This is a genomic window from Myroides odoratus, from assembly GCF_001549985.1.
GTDB lineage: Bacteria > Bacteroidota > Bacteroidia > Flavobacteriales > Flavobacteriaceae > Flavobacterium > Flavobacterium odoratum_A.
In genome coordinates, this window is sequence record NZ_LROZ01000003.1 from 250,817 (window position 1) to 265,717 (window position 14,901).

General features: G+C 33.1%; 15 protein-coding genes, 1 tRNA gene and 1 pseudogene. 7 read left to right on the forward strand and 10 right to left on the reverse strand.

The annotated features are described in order from the left end of the window. Positions 1-141: 141 nt before the first annotated feature. Positions 142-226: transfer RNA gene (locus AWV75_RS05620), tRNA-Ser, on the forward strand. A 79-nt stretch (positions 227-305) separates the two neighbouring features. On the opposite strand, the gene AWV75_RS05625 is transcribed toward AWV75_RS05620, so the two are convergent. Beyond that, entirely contained in the window at positions 306-1,154 is an 849-nt protein-coding gene (locus AWV75_RS05625) for a tyrosine-type recombinase/integrase (protein WP_060873448.1), read from the reverse strand. 194 nt (positions 1,155-1,348) lie between these two features. Here AWV75_RS05625 and AWV75_RS05630 point away from each other — a divergent pair, with 194 nt between their 5' ends. From AWV75_RS05630 to AWV75_RS05650, 6 genes and pseudogenes are all read left to right on the forward strand, one after another. Continuing rightward, positions 1,349-2,581 carry a hypothetical protein gene (locus AWV75_RS05630; RefSeq protein WP_060873449.1) on the forward strand — a complete coding sequence of 411 codons (1,233 nt, stop codon included), beginning with the start codon at positions 1,349-1,351 and terminating at the stop codon, positions 2,579-2,581. 227 nt (positions 2,582-2,808) lie between these two features. Next, positions 2,809-3,897, forward strand: coding sequence for a hypothetical protein (locus AWV75_RS05635; RefSeq protein WP_060873450.1), 1,089 nt, complete (start codon positions 2,809-2,811; stop codon positions 3,895-3,897). 931 nt (positions 3,898-4,828) lie between these two features. After that, on the forward strand, positions 4,829-5,029 hold the full coding sequence (locus AWV75_RS18685) for a hypothetical protein (protein WP_156424173.1): 201 nt from the start codon (positions 4,829-4,831) through the stop codon (positions 5,027-5,029). Between the two features lie 82 nt (positions 5,030-5,111). Continuing rightward, on the forward strand, positions 5,112-5,411 hold the full coding sequence (locus AWV75_RS19110) for a transposase (protein WP_060873451.1): 300 nt from the start codon (positions 5,112-5,114) through the stop codon (positions 5,409-5,411). Next, positions 5,408-6,283, forward strand: a complete 876-nt coding sequence (locus AWV75_RS05645; protein ID WP_060873452.1) for an IS3 family transposase — start codon at positions 5,408-5,410, stop codon at positions 6,281-6,283. The genes AWV75_RS19110 and AWV75_RS05645 overlap by 4 nt, the downstream gene beginning before the upstream one ends. Positions 6,284-6,309: 26 nt before the next feature. Continuing rightward, positions 6,310-6,765: pseudogene (locus AWV75_RS05650) on the forward strand (conjugative transposon protein TraM); the annotation flags it as partial. A gap of 120 nt (positions 6,766-6,885) precedes the next feature. Here AWV75_RS05650 and AWV75_RS05655 read toward each other — a convergent pair. The 9 genes from AWV75_RS05655 to AWV75_RS05695 all read right to left on the reverse strand — a co-directional run bounded on the left by AWV75_RS05655 (position 6,886) and on the right by AWV75_RS05695 (position 14,815). Beyond that, positions 6,886-7,167 carry a helix-turn-helix domain-containing protein gene (locus AWV75_RS05655; RefSeq protein ID WP_060873453.1) on the reverse strand — a complete coding sequence of 94 codons (282 nt, stop codon included), beginning with the start codon at positions 7,165-7,167 and terminating at the stop codon, positions 6,886-6,888. Between the two features lie 89 nt (positions 7,168-7,256). Next, positions 7,257-8,165, reverse strand: coding sequence for a hypothetical protein (locus AWV75_RS05660; RefSeq protein WP_060873454.1), 909 nt, complete (start codon positions 8,163-8,165; stop codon positions 7,257-7,259). 6 nt (positions 8,166-8,171) lie between these two features. Next, positions 8,172-9,413: a beta-ketoacyl-ACP synthase II gene (fabF, locus tag AWV75_RS05665; RefSeq protein ID WP_060873455.1), complete on the reverse strand. Its 1,242-nt coding sequence runs from the start codon at positions 9,411-9,413 to the stop codon at positions 8,172-8,174. A 102-nt stretch (positions 9,414-9,515) separates the two neighbouring features. Then, positions 9,516-10,121, reverse strand: a complete 606-nt coding sequence (gene lipB, locus AWV75_RS05670) for a lipoyl(octanoyl) transferase LipB (protein WP_060873456.1) — start codon at positions 10,119-10,121, stop codon at positions 9,516-9,518. Then, positions 10,114-11,520 (reverse strand): MFS transporter, encoded by a 1,407-nt coding sequence (locus AWV75_RS05675; RefSeq protein WP_060873457.1) that lies wholly within the window; start codon positions 11,518-11,520, stop codon positions 10,114-10,116. Before AWV75_RS05675 ends, lipB begins: the two co-directional genes overlap by 8 nt. 9 nt (positions 11,521-11,529) lie before the next feature. Further along, complete coding sequence (locus tag AWV75_RS05680; RefSeq protein WP_060873458.1) at positions 11,530-12,474, reverse strand: alpha/beta fold hydrolase; 945 nt, start codon at positions 12,472-12,474, stop codon at positions 11,530-11,532. A 10-nt stretch (positions 12,475-12,484) separates the two neighbouring features. Beyond that, a complete protein-coding gene (locus AWV75_RS05685; RefSeq protein WP_060873459.1) occupies positions 12,485-12,979 on the reverse strand; it encodes a PaaI family thioesterase in 495 nt (164 codons plus the stop codon). 8 nt (positions 12,980-12,987) lie between these two features. Continuing rightward, the gene (locus AWV75_RS05690) at positions 12,988-14,169 is read right to left on the reverse strand and encodes an acetyl-CoA C-acyltransferase (RefSeq protein WP_060873460.1); all 1,182 of its coding nucleotides are present in this window, start codon (positions 14,167-14,169) and stop codon (positions 12,988-12,990) included. 52 nt (positions 14,170-14,221) lie between these two features. After that, a complete protein-coding gene (locus AWV75_RS05695; RefSeq protein WP_060873461.1) occupies positions 14,222-14,815 on the reverse strand; it encodes a TetR/AcrR family transcriptional regulator in 594 nt (197 codons plus the stop codon). Positions 14,816-14,901: the final 86 nt, after the last annotated feature.

Genomic DNA, 14,901 nt, shown 5'->3' on the forward strand with positions numbered 1-14,901 from the left:
TTTTTTAGGATGTAATTGTTTTGTTCTAAAATACTTACGTTTTTACGTGATAAAAAGAGTAAAAATTATTGCATTATTGTTTGTCAAAGTCAGTAAATGCGCTATATTTGCACTCGCAATACAGAAGTAAAGCAGACTACTGGAGAAATGGCAGAGTGGTCGATTGCGGCAGTCTTGAAAACTGTTGACTGTAACAGGTCCGGGGGTTCGAATCCCTCTTTCTCCGCAATAAACACTGATACTAAATCAGTTAAAGCATAAACACCCAATTTTACACCCAAAAATGTGAAATTGGGTGTTTTATTTTACAAAAAATCTAAAGGGCTTGGAGTTGATTTTTTATCAACATCTGTAATGTGAGTGTAAATCATAGTTGTTCTAATATCACTATGGCCTAATAATTCTTGCACAACCCGAATATCTATTCCACTTTTTATTAAATGTGTAGCGTATGAGTGCCGTAAAGTATGCACACTGCCTTTGGTTGTAGTATTGGCTTTTTTCATTGGCTTTTTTAAAACTAACTGAACACTTCTTTCGCTATATTTTGTATTATTAGCGCATTCAAATAAAAACACTTTTGGTTTGTATGCAATATAATATTCCCTCAGTAAAATTAATAGCTTATCAGGCAAAGCCACCAACCTGTCTTTATTTCCTTTGCTTTGTTGTATTAAAAGTAAATCACTGTCTGATTTTACATCGGTTAGTTGAAGATTTATTAATTCGCTTAAGCGCAATCCACAACTGTAAATAGTGGTAAGAATTGCTTTATGTTTTAGATTGTCGGTAGCACTTAATAGCTTCCTCACCTCTTCTTGAGAAAAAAAAGTAGGTAATTGAGTTGATTTTCGTTTAGGATATAAATAGTTTAACTCTATCTGTTGATTATTAACTAACTCATAAACTTTCTTAATTGCTCCTACTAAAGAGCTTTGATAAGATGCGCTAATGTTGTCTTTAAGTACTTTTTCATTAATAAAAGCTTCAATCTCTGCAAGAGGTATTTCATTGAGTGTATGATATTTATTCATATACTCTAAAAATAATTGTGCATAACCACAATACGACTTAATGGTATTATTGGCATTATTGGCATATCGTTGCAGTTGCAATCGGTCGTGTAAGGTTTTTAATATTGTTTCGCTATCCATACTTAAATAAAAATAATTTAACTTATTTTATTTCGCTATCCACAAAAAACAACTCACTAATTATCTAATTTACAAAAAACTAATTATATTAGTAGCAAATTTAACGAAATACGCACATAGGTGTTGTTTTACGAAACTACACTGTGTTTTGTTTCGTGAAAAAACAATGTTACCTGCAATACTAATATAACTTTATGGATAAATCTCTACAGCAATTTAAGACGATAAATAAGGAAATCGTTATTAAAGAAGAAACAGATAATATCAATCTTGAAAATTTATGGAATGATGAAACTTTTATCTGCAGATATTCAAACAACCAAGATTTTAATTCTATAGAACACACACAAATATTAAATGAGTTCTCTGGAATATACCACAAAGACAAAAATCTTCTAGAGTTTATTTTTACAGTGTTATCTAAAGATGAAGATATTATTAAAAGAAATTTTAAATTTCATTTTGAAGGAAATGAATTCGAAGCTTTTTTCAATGAACCAAGTGATTCTGTAAAATTGTTTGCATCTGGTTTCAGAGCAAATGACATTGCAAGTGACACTAATTACAGAAACCTTCGAGTTTTCTACGATTTTTATAAAAATAATCAAAGTGATGGATTAAAGAAGTTTTTTGAAGATAAAGAGCCTATTAACTTTTTCATAAAAGGTGATTTTTCTAAAATTAATTATGATTTTAAGAAATTAGCAAAACATCTTAATTTCTATATGAAATATTTCGATAGAAAATCTCCTCATATTATTGTATTTAATCCTTCTGAAGAAAAAGAAGATTTTTCATTACCATGTCATACAGATTCACAAAATTTTCCTGAAATTATAAGTGCCAGAAAAATTGAACCTGTTATATTAGATTTATTACATGTTGCAACCGATACTACAAACATTAGATTGAAATATATTTTCTATTATCAAATTTTGGAGTATTGCTCATATTATCATTTAAATGAAGAGTTAAAAAGAAAATTAAATAATGTTGTCAAAAACCCGGATGTTTTAAGTAACTCTTCACATTACAGTCGACAAATTATAGAGGAATTTAAAAATTATTTCAAAAGCAATGATGATAAACAAAAACTTGAGAAATTGATTTTAGATTACTGTGAATATGACAATATTAAAATTGAAATAAAATCTAATGCTAGCTATTTTTCAAAAGATATAAATTTTGATGGTGGTTTTGTTTTATCCTCTTTAATCAAAAATGAAGAAGAAGCAGAAAATCCTTCTAAAGACATACTTAAAAATATTGTAGATCGTATTGATAAAATTAGAAATGTATTAGTACATATAAGAGAAAGTCGTGAAAATAAAGTCATTTTACCAACTGAAAATAATAGCCATCAACTTATTCCATACTTATATTTAATCAGAAGAATTGCTGAAGTAATTGCAATAAAATATGAATAAAAGTACTGCAGGTAACATCGTATTGGCGAAATGGCGGTTTAAGGGAGAAATTGAATGTTTCCCCTTTTTTTGTCGCAACAGCCTTTTATATTTCCTTTTTTCATAAATTTAGAAAATAATAAAAGGCTGTTGCTTAGCTTAGTGCAAGATTGAAAGTTTTGGCTTTCTAATCCGCCACTATCGCCAATACGCGGCCCGTTAGGTGCAATACTTCCAAACCAGATCCAATGACAGAAACAGAGTTAGAAAATATTATTAAAAATCCTTGTTGGGTTGCTTTTCTTCATCCTTTTACTTTTGTTGTTCCTGACGACGAAAATCCTTGGGAAGTTAAATTAGAAGAAATAAATAATGTATCTTACAGTAGTGGAAATTTAATAAGAATTGTTACTAAGATTGATATCCCAAATTGTGAGCTACCTGCACTAATTTGCTACGATGGAGCAATCGCAATTCCCAGAAATGAAAATTTTCCTTCTAAAGAATCTGCACTTAATTTTTTTTGTGATTTGTTTGTAAAACTTCTTTTTGCAGGGTTTAATATCGAAGGTATTGACCATAAAGATATAGTAACCGGAAATTTGCATGAGAAATGGGCTATTTGGCCAACTAACTTAGGTGAAAGTTCGATTTCTCAAACACATTCAAAAATTAGAATGTTAGTAGCTAGTAATATGGATACTATTCAATTATCAAATCCTAGAATTGTTAGAGTCAAAGAATTAAAAGAAAAACTAATAAGTGGTAATTTAATACTTCAAAAAATACCTAATCTTACACCAAAATTTCTACTTCGTGGAATAACAGAATTTAGATATAAAAATTGGGATTTAGTATTATCTAACTTATGGATTACTGTTGAGCAAATTATAGATTATTTATGGCATTATAAGTTCTTATCAAATGCAATATTTCATCCATTTGAAGACATTCCTAACAGAAAAAAATCAATGAAAGATGATAGTAGAACTTGGACTGCAAGCATAAAACAAGAAATTCTCTTTCAATCTAAAATATTGACTGAAGACATATTAAAGAATTTAAGCGAAGCTCGAAAAGCTCGAAATAAATTAGTACATGAAGGAAAAGCAGTTGATCAAGAAATTGCTACTTCAATACTTAAAACCACTTTTAAATTAATTCAAATTATTAGTAACGATGTGAATTTTGATTTCTTAGTTAAAAAAGAAAATCAATTCGAAATTAAAAAGAATAAAAATTTAAAAATAGACTTTGATGATTGGAAGTGTTTACCAGAATCTAAAATCATTGAAAATGTTTTCGGAGATGAAATTACACAAAAAGTAAAAAAATAGTACTGCACCTAACATGGGTTTGGCGCAATGGCGGGTTAAGTGATTAATTGAAAGTTTCGGCTTTCTATGTCGCAAAAAGCCAATTACATTGACTTTTTTCTTAAATTTATTCAATGAATTGGCTTTTGCCTACCGTGTCGCTAAATTGAAACTTTTCGCTTCAATTTCCGCCACTGACGCCAAGCCCCGAAACGTTATAGGCAATATTTAAACCACGCCCGTCAATGAGAAATATTACTGGAAAGTTAACTCCTGAATTATTAAAACATACAACACCAAAAACAGTCGGAAAAGACGAAGGTTATAAAGTTTCAACTGTATCTGACATTCAATTTCTAAATATCAACAAGCGTTATTTTTAGGCTTTGATTTTTAGCATTATTAAAGCAGTAAAAATACAAGTTATAAATAAAGTTGCTTCGCTTTACGTTCAATTAATAGGATAAGTAGGATAAGTAACTTTTGCCAAAAAGATTTTTTTGTATTTCGCAGAAATATAAAAACCGATTTATCGGGATTATTGAACGCAAAACAGTAAACCGCAGGTTTCTGTTTGCGTTATTTAGGTTGGTTTTGGCTTGTTTTTTATCGCAGATAAAAAATAAAAAATCTTTTTGCCCGAAAAAGGTTATCTTACTTATCCACCTAAACAAATGTAATGAGGTGCAGAATGCACCGAATGAAATTAAAAATGCGAAGCGTTTTTAAATGAACATTTTTTGTTCATTTCATACTGTTATTATAGTAATGCAATTCAAAGCAAAATAAAGGGATAAGTAGGATAACTAAAATTCAGCAAAAGAATATTTTTTTATTCCGCAGGAATAAAAAAACTGATTTATCGGGCTGTATTGGTGCAAAACAGTAAACCGCAGGTTTCTGTTTGCACTCAATAGTTTTGTTTTGGCTCGTTTTTTATCGCAGATAAAAAATGAAAAATCTTTTTGCCGAAAAAAGGTTATCTTACTTATCCATTCCAACGAATGAAAAAAGGTGCATTTTGCAACTTTTAGAAATTCAGAACGGTAAGCCTGTTTGCTCTGGCGGTTTGGGTGGTTCGGGTGGTGGCTCTTTTTCTCTGTTTTGGTTGTCCACTTCTTCCCAAGTCAATTCTTTTACTGCATACACATAACCGCTTTTTTTGGATAATCTCAAATTGGACTTGCTAACTTAGTCTGGACAAAGAGTTAAGCATAAAAACTTATCTTTGACTTATGAAAAGAATTAGAAAGACTTACGACTCAGCTTTTAAGAAGCAAGCCGTTGAACTGGCTAAGGAAAGAACAAACAAATCAGAATTAGCTCGTGAACTTGGAATTCGAGCCACCTTGTTATATAAATGGTGTAAAGAGGCTCAAGAGTTTGGAGATGGTAGTTTTCCAGGCAATGGTAAACAAAAGCTTACACCAGAACAAGAAAGAATAAAAGAGTTAGAAAAGAAGTTAGCAGCTGTTGAATTAGAACATGAAATATTAAAAAAAGCAATCGGCATTTTCTCAAAGACCGGCAAATGATTTACCTGTTCATATTTAATCATGAACATGAATTTCCGATTGGGATTATGTGTAAGGTTTTAGAGGTAAGTAGAAGTGGTTATTATCATTGGAAACGGTCTCCTGTTAATAAAAGCAAACAAGCCAAAGCAGATCTAAAACGAGTTATTACAGAAGTTTACTTCGAGTTTAAACAGCGTTATGGTAGTCCTCGACTTACAATAGAACTGAACGCACGAGGTTATAAAGTGTCTAAGCCAACAGTAGCTAAGTACATGAAAGAGTTAGGATTACGTAGTAAAGTAGCTCGACGATATAGAATTACCACAGATTCTGACCACAATTATTTAGTAGTTGATAATATCTTAGATAGAGAATTTACACAAACCAAACCAGGGAAAGCTTGGGTATCCGACATTACTTATATCGCTGTAAAAGAAGGGTTTATTTATCTAACTACAATAATAGATTTATTCGATAGAAAGGTGATTGGATGGAGTCTGAGTAAAGATATGTCAACGGACAACACCACTTTAGCAGCCTTTAAAATGGCTAAAAAGAACAGATCTTTTGAAGACGGATTAATTTTCCATTCTGACCAAGGAGTACAATATGCTAACTACAAATATGCTAACTATTTAGAGTCCTTTAATGTTGTTAGAAGCATGAGTAGGAAGGCTAATTGTTGGGATAACGCCGTAGCGGAAAGCTTCTTTAAATCCCTAAAAGTGGAGATGATTTATGGAAATTTACAACAAAATACAAAGCAAATGGAGGCTAAAGTCTTTGAATATATAGAACTCTGGTACAATAAAAAACGTAGACACTCCTACTTAAACTACCAGACAATCAATGAGTTTGATCAAATAATAAATATTAATAAAGCTGCTTAACTAATTGTCCGGATTTCATTAGGATATCCATCGAAGAGTTAGAAAAGCAATTAGAACAAAAAGATACTCCAACTGTTCTTACCATGGGCAATCAATTAGAGCTTATGGAAAAGTCTTTTCAGATGGCAGCTAAGTATTTACCAGGTGGTCAAACTTCAAATGTATCAGTACCAGTAAATCAAACTACAAGTGTCAAAACAATCCCAAGTAAGAAACAGTCTATAACTGTGATAGATAAAACAAGCAAAGAAATTGTATCCTCACTTGTAAAACCGATGAATTTACAGGATTTCTTTCCTGTTAATCCTCACTTGAATCAAACCTTTTATACCGCTGAAGGGGAGCGTAAAGCGCAAACTCACAAAAACAGTATAAAAGTAAGTATCAAAGAAGATCAGGTTATTATAAACGAAGGTTACATCAAACTAAGGCTTTTAGAGAGCATTGTAATAAATGGAGCTTTATTCATTGATGTACTTACCTGTTTTGATGTCGTTCAATACTTCAACTATTTTGGCATTTTCTACCACTTCATTGAAGTTTTTAAATATACTTACTACCATAATCAAACGTTTTTTATTGTTGAGAAACCTTTATCAATGCTATTTTTTAGCAAATGATTTATTGTAATGTTCCTGCAACAGTTTTTCAACGTCTGACAATTTGTAGTAAATTTTATTGCCGACTTGTGAGAATGAAATACGTCCCTCGTCCCGCCACGTTTGGGCTGTACGCTTACTAATTTTCATCAGTTGTAAAAACTCCTGATTGTCTAAAAAGGTGTCCTTTTTTGGTTCGTTCTTTGCATTAAGACGTGTTGCGATTTCGTCCAATCTTGCTACCAATTCGGTGTATTGGTCTTTGCTTAAAATTACTGCTTCCATTTTTTTTAATTTTTAAGATTATGAAAGCAAAGGACTGCAACGGTACAAAGTCAAAAAATCCCGAAATGGCCTTTCGGGATAAAATTTATTTACAGTAATTTATCAATATCTATCCGCTTATGCGGTTTGGGGCGTTTATCGGATTTAGAAGGTGTGATAACGGTTTTGATAGTTTCGGGACTTAATTCCTGTCCGTTTTTATCTACGAAAGAGTTTACGATTACTGCAACAAAATCATTGATATTGCCATCCAGAATGGGTTTACCGTTTACAAATAACTCTCTGTGTAACTGGTAAAATATATCAACGAGCCGATTGATGTTGCAGTTGATTTTTAGTTTATTGAACGGAATGCCCTCCGCATTTTTTCTCATTTGTTGCTTAGAAAATTCATCGGTTAAACGAATTAAATGCTGTATCTGGTCTATCTCCTTTTGACATTGGTCTGAATAATCGGGTAATTTAGGATTGATGAAATCTATACTTGCCTGTTCGTAATCGAACTTCTCATTGGTCAAAAACATTATCTTTTCGGTGTAATCTTCCATACCGTTTACTTTACTTTTTACTTCTCTGAATGAAAAATATCGTTCCTCACATTCGGCATTAATGTACTGCATCGGTGGTTTTCGTTTTATATGTCGATTACGAATTAGTTCTAATTCTTTTCTTTTACGCTCGATAATGGTGTAGCATTTCATCATTCGGCCACGCATTGTAGCATTTACAAAGATTTCTTCGTTTTCTGAAATTAGCTTCTCGAATTTGTTGAGCCATTTTATTGGGTCTTCAATAAAATCACAATGGTGTGAAAAAAAATCAGGTAGTTTTGCATAAGGTAATTTAAAGATTTTACTTATCAATTTTTGACAGTAAGCAATGTTATCTGTGATGTCTTCAATCAAAATATCAAATAAAGCATTTTCGGACTGTTCTTGTAGAACAGCCGTTTGTTCAGGGAATTGAACAACATGCTTTATTTGATGATTATGGGGCATAAAAATTTATTCGTATTTTTTAAAAATAGTAGTCGCAATATGTCCACCAAATCCAAAGGTGTTGCTCATTGAGTAGTTTACACGTCTTTTTTGTGCAGTATTCAACGTAAGGTTAAAAACATCTTTAAATTCCGGTTCAATATCTACTGAATTAATTGTTGGCGGAACGATATCCTCTTTCACAGACAAAATGCAGGCAATTGCTTCGATTGCTCCAGCTGCGCCTAATAAGTGTCCCGTCATTGATTTAGTTGCGCTAATGTTTAGTTTGTTTTTCGTTCCAAAAACTCGTTCTACCGCTTTTAACTCGCTTAAATCTCCTTGAGGTGTTGAGGTAGCGTGTGTATTCAGATAATCGATATCATCAGCAGAAATATTAGCATCTTCTAAAGCGGCTAACATACCTAAATACGCACCTTCACCTTCAGGATGTGTTCCTGTAAGATGATATGCATCCGCAGCCATACCGCCACCAACAATTTCTGCAATGATTGGAGCATTACGTTTTATTGCGTGTTCATATTCTTCTAATATAATAGCACCTGCGCCTTCTCCCATTACAAAACCATCTCTGTTTATATCAAACGGACGAGATGCGATTTGTGGATTATCATTTAAAGTAGACAATGCTCTTGAAGCATTAAAACCTCCAATACTACTTTCGTTAATTGGAGCTTCAGAACCACCTGTAATCATCATATCGGCTTTTCCCCAACGGATGTAGTTAAAAGCATCGATAATTGCAGTATTAGAAGTTGCGCAAGCCGAAACAGTTGTGAAATTTATTCCCCTTAAACCATACTTTATAGAAATGACACCTGAAGCAATATCAACGATCATTTTCGGTATAAAAAATGGATTAAAACGAGGTGTGCCGTCACCTGTTGCAAACTCCATCACCTGTTGTTGGAAAGTGCCAATGCCACCATTTCCCGATCCCCAAATAACACCGATACGATTCTTGTTCAATGTTTCAAAATTGATATTGGCATTGTTTACGGCTTCTTCTACAGAAACTAAAGCATACTGTGTAAATAAGTCGTACTTTCTTGCTTCTGCTTTTTCAATGTGATTTAATGGGTCAAAACCCTTGAGTTCACAAGCAAACCTTGTTTTGAATTTCGAAGTGTCAAATTTGGTAATGAGATTAGTTCCGCTAACTCCATTTATAAGTGATTTCCAAAAATCATCAACGTTATTTCCAAGGGGCGTTAATGCTCCAAGCCCCGTAATTACTATTCTTTTCATACGTTTGTTATTTTACTAGTTCTGTGGAAAATACTATCGAAAAATTTGACAAAAGTATTTTCTTGATTTCCTCTATATCTACTGTTCTTCCCATTTGCTACTCTATAGAGTAGTGACTGTTCGGTTAGGTTCATTAATCCCACAAGGCACAAAATATTGATAATAATCAAGGGAGTTGTTTATGTTAAAAGCAAAACCATGATTGGTCACCCAGCGAGATAAATGAACACCAAATGCACAGATTTTCTTTTTGACTCCAGTGGTGTAATCATTGATCCATATTCCGGGAAAATCGACATCGTAATAGCCGTCAATTCCATATTCTTTTAAAGTGTGAATTATTACCTCTGCCAAACTCCGTATATACCATCTAACATCGGTTTTAAAGTTTTCAAGGTCTAGCACAGGATAGCCTACTATTTGCCCAGTTCCATGAAATGTTATTGATCCACCGCGTTTTATATTAGTATAAGATAAACCTACATCTGACAGTTTATCTCTTGGAATCAGTAAATCACTTTCTTTGGCCGAACTTCCAAAGGTTAATATTGGATCGTGTTCGCATAAAATTAATACATTGCTTTTCGAAGTATCAATTTTTTGCATTTTACGCTCGACAATATCCTGTCTGATACTTTGTTGCAAGACCAATGCTTCCTTATAAGGAAAATTTCCTTTATCCAGGTAAGTTGTTAAAACCTTAGCCATCCTTTGAAGTTTTGTGACGTTTTATATCCTGAATAAAATACAAAACAATAAAGGTTACTATAAGACACGCAATGCCTGCATATAAGCTATAATGAAATGCAGAAACATAATCCTGAGTTGATTGAACTATATTAAAGAATAATCCTGCAATAAAGCAAATTCCCATTGAGGAAGCGACCTGTTGAATCGTATTATAAGTACCTGATGCGATACCAATAAACTGAGGTGGAACATTCTTTAATGTCAAGTTTATGAGGCTTGGCAAAATTAAACCACCGCAGAATCCTTGTAGCGGAATTATAGTTAACAGAATTAAATCACTTGGCTGTTGATTAAAGTAATATAGCTGTAACACATAAACGAAAATCATTAGTACAGCGCTCAATTGTATCGGTTTTTTCCCATATTTATTGACAAGCCTAACCGAAAGAAATGAAGCTGCCATGAATAAAACCCCTGAGGCAACAAAATATTTCCCAGTCTCAAATGGTGTCAAATGCAAACCATTTTGCAAATAAATCGTAGACAATAGGTAATATGAGGTATGCATCATAAAGTAAAATGTAACAAGAACCAACCCCAAATTATAATCCATTATCTTAAACAAGCGTACGTCCATTAATGGATATCTGCCTAGTTTCAATTTTTTCTTTTGATCTACTATAAAGTAGATAAATAGTGCCAATGAAGAAAAAAGCATGACAAAACTCCAAAGTGGATATCCTAACTCTCGACCTTCCGTTAACGGATAGATGAAAGATCCAAGAGCCAGTGTAAACATAACAACACCGGAAAAATCTAATTTTTCTTCAGCATTTAATTTGGTATTCTGTAGATGTTTTTTCGCTGCAATTAGTGCAGCAATTCCAATTGGAAGATTAATAAAAAAGATGAATCGCCAACCAGAAATAAATGTATCTAATTCTGAAAGATATCCTCCTAAAAACTGTCCAATCAACGAGGCGATTCCTAATGTAATACCGAGATATCCAACGGCTTTGGTTCTTTCTTTTGTTTCCGGAAATAGTTCCTGTAAATATGCAAGAGCTTGTGATTGCATAAATGCACCACTGATTCCCTGAAAAAATCGAGCAATAATAATTGTTGTTGCGCTGTTCGCAAAACCACATATACAAGAAGTGACAACAAAGAAGAACATTCCCCACAGGAATATCTTCTTACGTCCGTATATATCACCTGATCGGCTACCCAATACCTGAAAAGAAGCATATCCCAAAAGATAAAAAACGATAATCATTTCCATTTGGGCATCGGTTGCAGAGAGGTCTTGCTGTATAGATGGAACAGCAATATTCACGATGAAAATATCGATCACTGTAAGCAATGGACCGACCAGTAAAATAAAGTGTTGCAACCACTTGTTTGAATGCTGTTCCATTTAAAATAATTATTTTGAGTTCAAAAATCTATTTACATCTCCACCAAAAAGGTCATAATATTGAAAAAGGAAACCGTGTCCTGCATCAGGATATAAAATAAGCTGGGCGTTTGGTAATAGATTAAATAATTCCATCGAATTTTGGACAGGCATTTGGACGTCTGTTTTTCCTCCCGTAACTAAGATTGGAGTGGTTATCTTTTTATAATCAGAAACGATTAACTCGCCATTTCCCCAATTTTCACGTGCGATAGCTTGTGCTTTAGCTGATTCAGTTCCAACTTCAAAATCTTTAGGATATTTACTCTCGGCTTTGCGATTCCAAAAATCTTCGCCCAACTTACGGCTGTTATCAGAAGCATTAAAAAAGAGTGCTTGAAATTCTTTCAATCCTAAGGATGAGGCTCTTTGAACCAAAGCTGCAATTTCTGGATCACGTTTATTAATACTTCTAGCTCCCAAAGGTGCAGATCCGGCAATGACTGCTTTTCGAACAATATCTTGGTGTTGCATTAATAATTCTTGAGCAACACAACCACCTATTGAAAAACCAAGTATATCAACTTTTTCATATTTAAGTGCTTTTATGAATTGAAAAGCATCTTCTGCCATTTGTGCAAAACTTTCAGGGGTTTGTCCACTGGAACTTGCGACACCTCTATTATTAAAGATGATTACAGTGCGTTCTGATGCTAATTTATTAATTAAAGCAGGATCCCAATTATCAAGATTTCCACGTGTATGGTTCAATAAAATAATCGGAATATTTGTGTTACTGTTGTTTTCTACTATTCTATATGCAAAATCATCGTCATTTACTTTGATGGTTTTTGTTTCGTATTCGATTTGTTTCACAGTCGTTTTTGTTTGAGCGTTTAAATTGTTTGTAAATCCGATGCTTAATAAGGAAACACTAAGGCTTAATAAAAAGCAAATTGTCTTTGTATTCTTCATAATTCTATATTTACTTGTTATTTAATATCATGCAAGTTGATACGGCATGTGCATATAAAGTCCCATTTTCATTTCGAAGGTCAGCTTCTACTAATGCAGTAGTTCTTCCCAAATGAATTAACCGACCTTCAGCGTACATTTTTCCACTTTTAAGGTTAACAGATTTGATAAAATTTACTTTTAATTCTAAAGTGGTATATGCAACATTTCGTGGTAGAACAGAGTGAACAGCACAGCCCATCGCAGTATCTAATACGGTAGAAATTACCCCGCCATGCACACTTCCTATCGGATTATAATGGAATTCGTAAGGTGTAAATTCAAACAAAACTTTTCCTTCTTCAACTTTTGAAGGATGAAAATCTAAAGTTTTTGCAATAGGTGGTGCTGGAAGTTCTCCGTTTAATATTCTATTTAAGAGCTCTAATCCTGAAATTTCTTTTGCAATTTCAACGGTTTCTAAAGGATTTTCCCATTCATAAGCTCGCTTTCTGTCTGTATTCATATCTGTCTTTAATTAAAATTCATATTCTCTATGACGATAGCAGATGATCCACCACCACCATTACAGATAGCTGCGACGCCATATTTGCCTTTTTCTTGTTGTAATACATTTAAGAGTGTTACAATAATCCTTGCTCCACTTGCCCCAATAGGATGTCCTAATGCAACTGCACCTCCATACACATTAACTTTATTTAAATCAAAATCTAAAATTTGTTGATTAGAAAGGATAACGGATGCATAAGCCTCATTTATTTCGAAAAAATCTACGTCAGTTAGCGACAAATTCGCTTGTTTCAAAGCTTTTGAAATTGCTAAACTGGGAGATGTTGTGAACCATTCCGGTGCTTGGGCTGCATCGGCGTATGAAACAATTTTTGCTAAAGGCTTAAGGTTATATTTATTAACAGCTTCTTTGGATGCGAGTAACAGAACTGCTGCACCATCATTTAAATTACTTGAATTAGCTGCGGTTAAGTTTCCGTTAGTTTCAAATGCAGGTTTTAATAAGGAAACTTTTTCAGGAACAAGTTTGTAAATATCTTCATCCTTGTCCACAATTATATTTTCTGCATTTTTTCTAATCTGTATTGGGACAATTTCAGATTTGAATTTACCTTGTTCAGTAGCTTCTTGTGCTTTTTTATAAGACTGTAATGCGTAATTATCTAATTGTTCACGCGTGAGTCCATATTTCTTAACTCCTAATTCTGCTGCACTTCCCATATGAAAATCGTTGTAAACATCCCACAGTCCATCTTTAATCATACCATCAGTGAAGTTCAAATCTCCAAGTTTTGTCCCTTTGCGTAAATATGCATAATGCGGAACATTACTCATACTTTCCATACCTCCTGTAACCACTATTTCGTCAACGCCAATTTGGATTTGTTGTGCGCCCAAAATTGTTGCTTTCATCCCAGATGAGCATACTTTATTGATAGTTGTGGCATCTTTAGTGTTGGGAATTTTTGAAAATATTGAAGATTGTCTTGCAGGTGATTGACCAATGCCGGCACTCAACACATTTCCCATATATACACTATCAATCCATTCAGGATTTAGAGAAATACTTTCGTAAGTATTTTGAATTGTTATAGCACCCAATTGAGTTGCTGAATATTCGGACAAGCTTCCTAATAAACCACCTATAGGAGTTCTTTTAGCCGATACTATGAATACTTCTTTCATACTTAATTATATTAAATTATACCGTTTGGTATATTATTGGTCAAAAAAAATTTTATACCTTCAATTCAGTTTCAGCAATTTTTTTTATTCTGTTTACTGCAAGCTGAAAATATTTGGGATCATTCATTGTTTTTGCTAACAATATATTGCCTTCCACAATGCTAAAAATTAGAGTAGCATATTCTTCGGCATTTACATCTTTTGAAAACTCATTTGCAGATTTCCCTTTTTCAATAGTTGAGGTAAGTAAATCAATAAATCGTTTTACACTTCTGCGAACATTTTCTCTTAAATAATCTAAACTATCATCGGCTTCAACCGCAGCATTAAGCATAGGGCAGCCACCTTTATTGAAAACAGTTTCCCATTTTTCAACATAGTAATTTCCATAAGCAATCAAACCTTCTGTTGCAGTTGATGAGTTAGCTAATATCGCCTTTATTCGTTCTGTAATTTGAGAACAACTATACTCGAAAGAGGCAGCCGCTAATTCATTTTTGTCTGAAAAATTACCATAAATAGCTCCTTTTGTCAACTTAGTAACTTGCTGTATATCGGACAAGGACGTGTTTTCGTAACCTTTCATATTAAATAAAGGTGCCGATTTCTGAATTATAAATTCCCTTGTTCTTTCTGCCTTTGACATGGTTTCTAGATATTAAAGTAATGTAATCTAGTGCAAATATATAAATAATATACCTTTTGGTATATTTTAAATAATATATTTCTGTA

What these genes read in the sequence shown, in the direction of transcription:
- AWV75_RS05625 (WP_060873448.1), bottom strand. Translation starts at nt 1,154, where the DNA reads ATGGATAGCGAAACAATATTAAAAACCTTACACGACCGATTGCAACTG.
- AWV75_RS05630 (WP_060873449.1), top strand. Translation starts at nt 1,349, where the DNA reads ATGGATAAATCTCTACAGCAATTTAAGACGATAAATAAGGAAATCGTT.
- AWV75_RS05635 (WP_060873450.1), top strand. Translation starts at nt 2,809, where the DNA reads ATGACAGAAACAGAGTTAGAAAATATTATTAAAAATCCTTGTTGGGTT.
- AWV75_RS18685 (WP_156424173.1), top strand. Translation starts at nt 4,829, where the DNA reads ATGAAAAATCTTTTTGCCGAAAAAAGGTTATCTTACTTATCCATTCCA.
- AWV75_RS19110 (WP_060873451.1), top strand. Translation starts at nt 5,112, where the DNA reads ATGAAAAGAATTAGAAAGACTTACGACTCAGCTTTTAAGAAGCAAGCC.
- AWV75_RS05645 (WP_060873452.1), top strand. Translation starts at nt 5,408, where the DNA reads ATGATTTACCTGTTCATATTTAATCATGAACATGAATTTCCGATTGGG.
- AWV75_RS05655 (WP_060873453.1), bottom strand. Translation starts at nt 7,167, where the DNA reads ATGGAAGCAGTAATTTTAAGCAAAGACCAATACACCGAATTGGTAGCA.
- AWV75_RS05660 (WP_060873454.1), bottom strand. Translation starts at nt 8,165, where the DNA reads ATGCCCCATAATCATCAAATAAAGCATGTTGTTCAATTCCCTGAACAA.
- fabF (WP_060873455.1), bottom strand. Translation starts at nt 9,413, where the DNA reads ATGAAAAGAATAGTAATTACGGGGCTTGGAGCATTAACGCCCCTTGGA.
- lipB (WP_060873456.1), bottom strand. Translation starts at nt 10,121, where the DNA reads ATGGCTAAGGTTTTAACAACTTACCTGGATAAAGGAAATTTTCCTTAT.
- AWV75_RS05675 (WP_060873457.1), bottom strand. Translation starts at nt 11,520, where the DNA reads ATGGAACAGCATTCAAACAAGTGGTTGCAACACTTTATTTTACTGGTC.
- AWV75_RS05680 (WP_060873458.1), bottom strand. Translation starts at nt 12,474, where the DNA reads ATGAAGAATACAAAGACAATTTGCTTTTTATTAAGCCTTAGTGTTTCC.
- AWV75_RS05685 (WP_060873459.1), bottom strand. Translation starts at nt 12,979, where the DNA reads ATGAATACAGACAGAAAGCGAGCTTATGAATGGGAAAATCCTTTAGAA.
- AWV75_RS05690 (WP_060873460.1), bottom strand. Translation starts at nt 14,169, where the DNA reads ATGAAAGAAGTATTCATAGTATCGGCTAAAAGAACTCCTATAGGTGGT.
- AWV75_RS05695 (WP_060873461.1), bottom strand. Translation starts at nt 14,815, where the DNA reads ATGTCAAAGGCAGAAAGAACAAGGGAATTTATAATTCAGAAATCGGCA.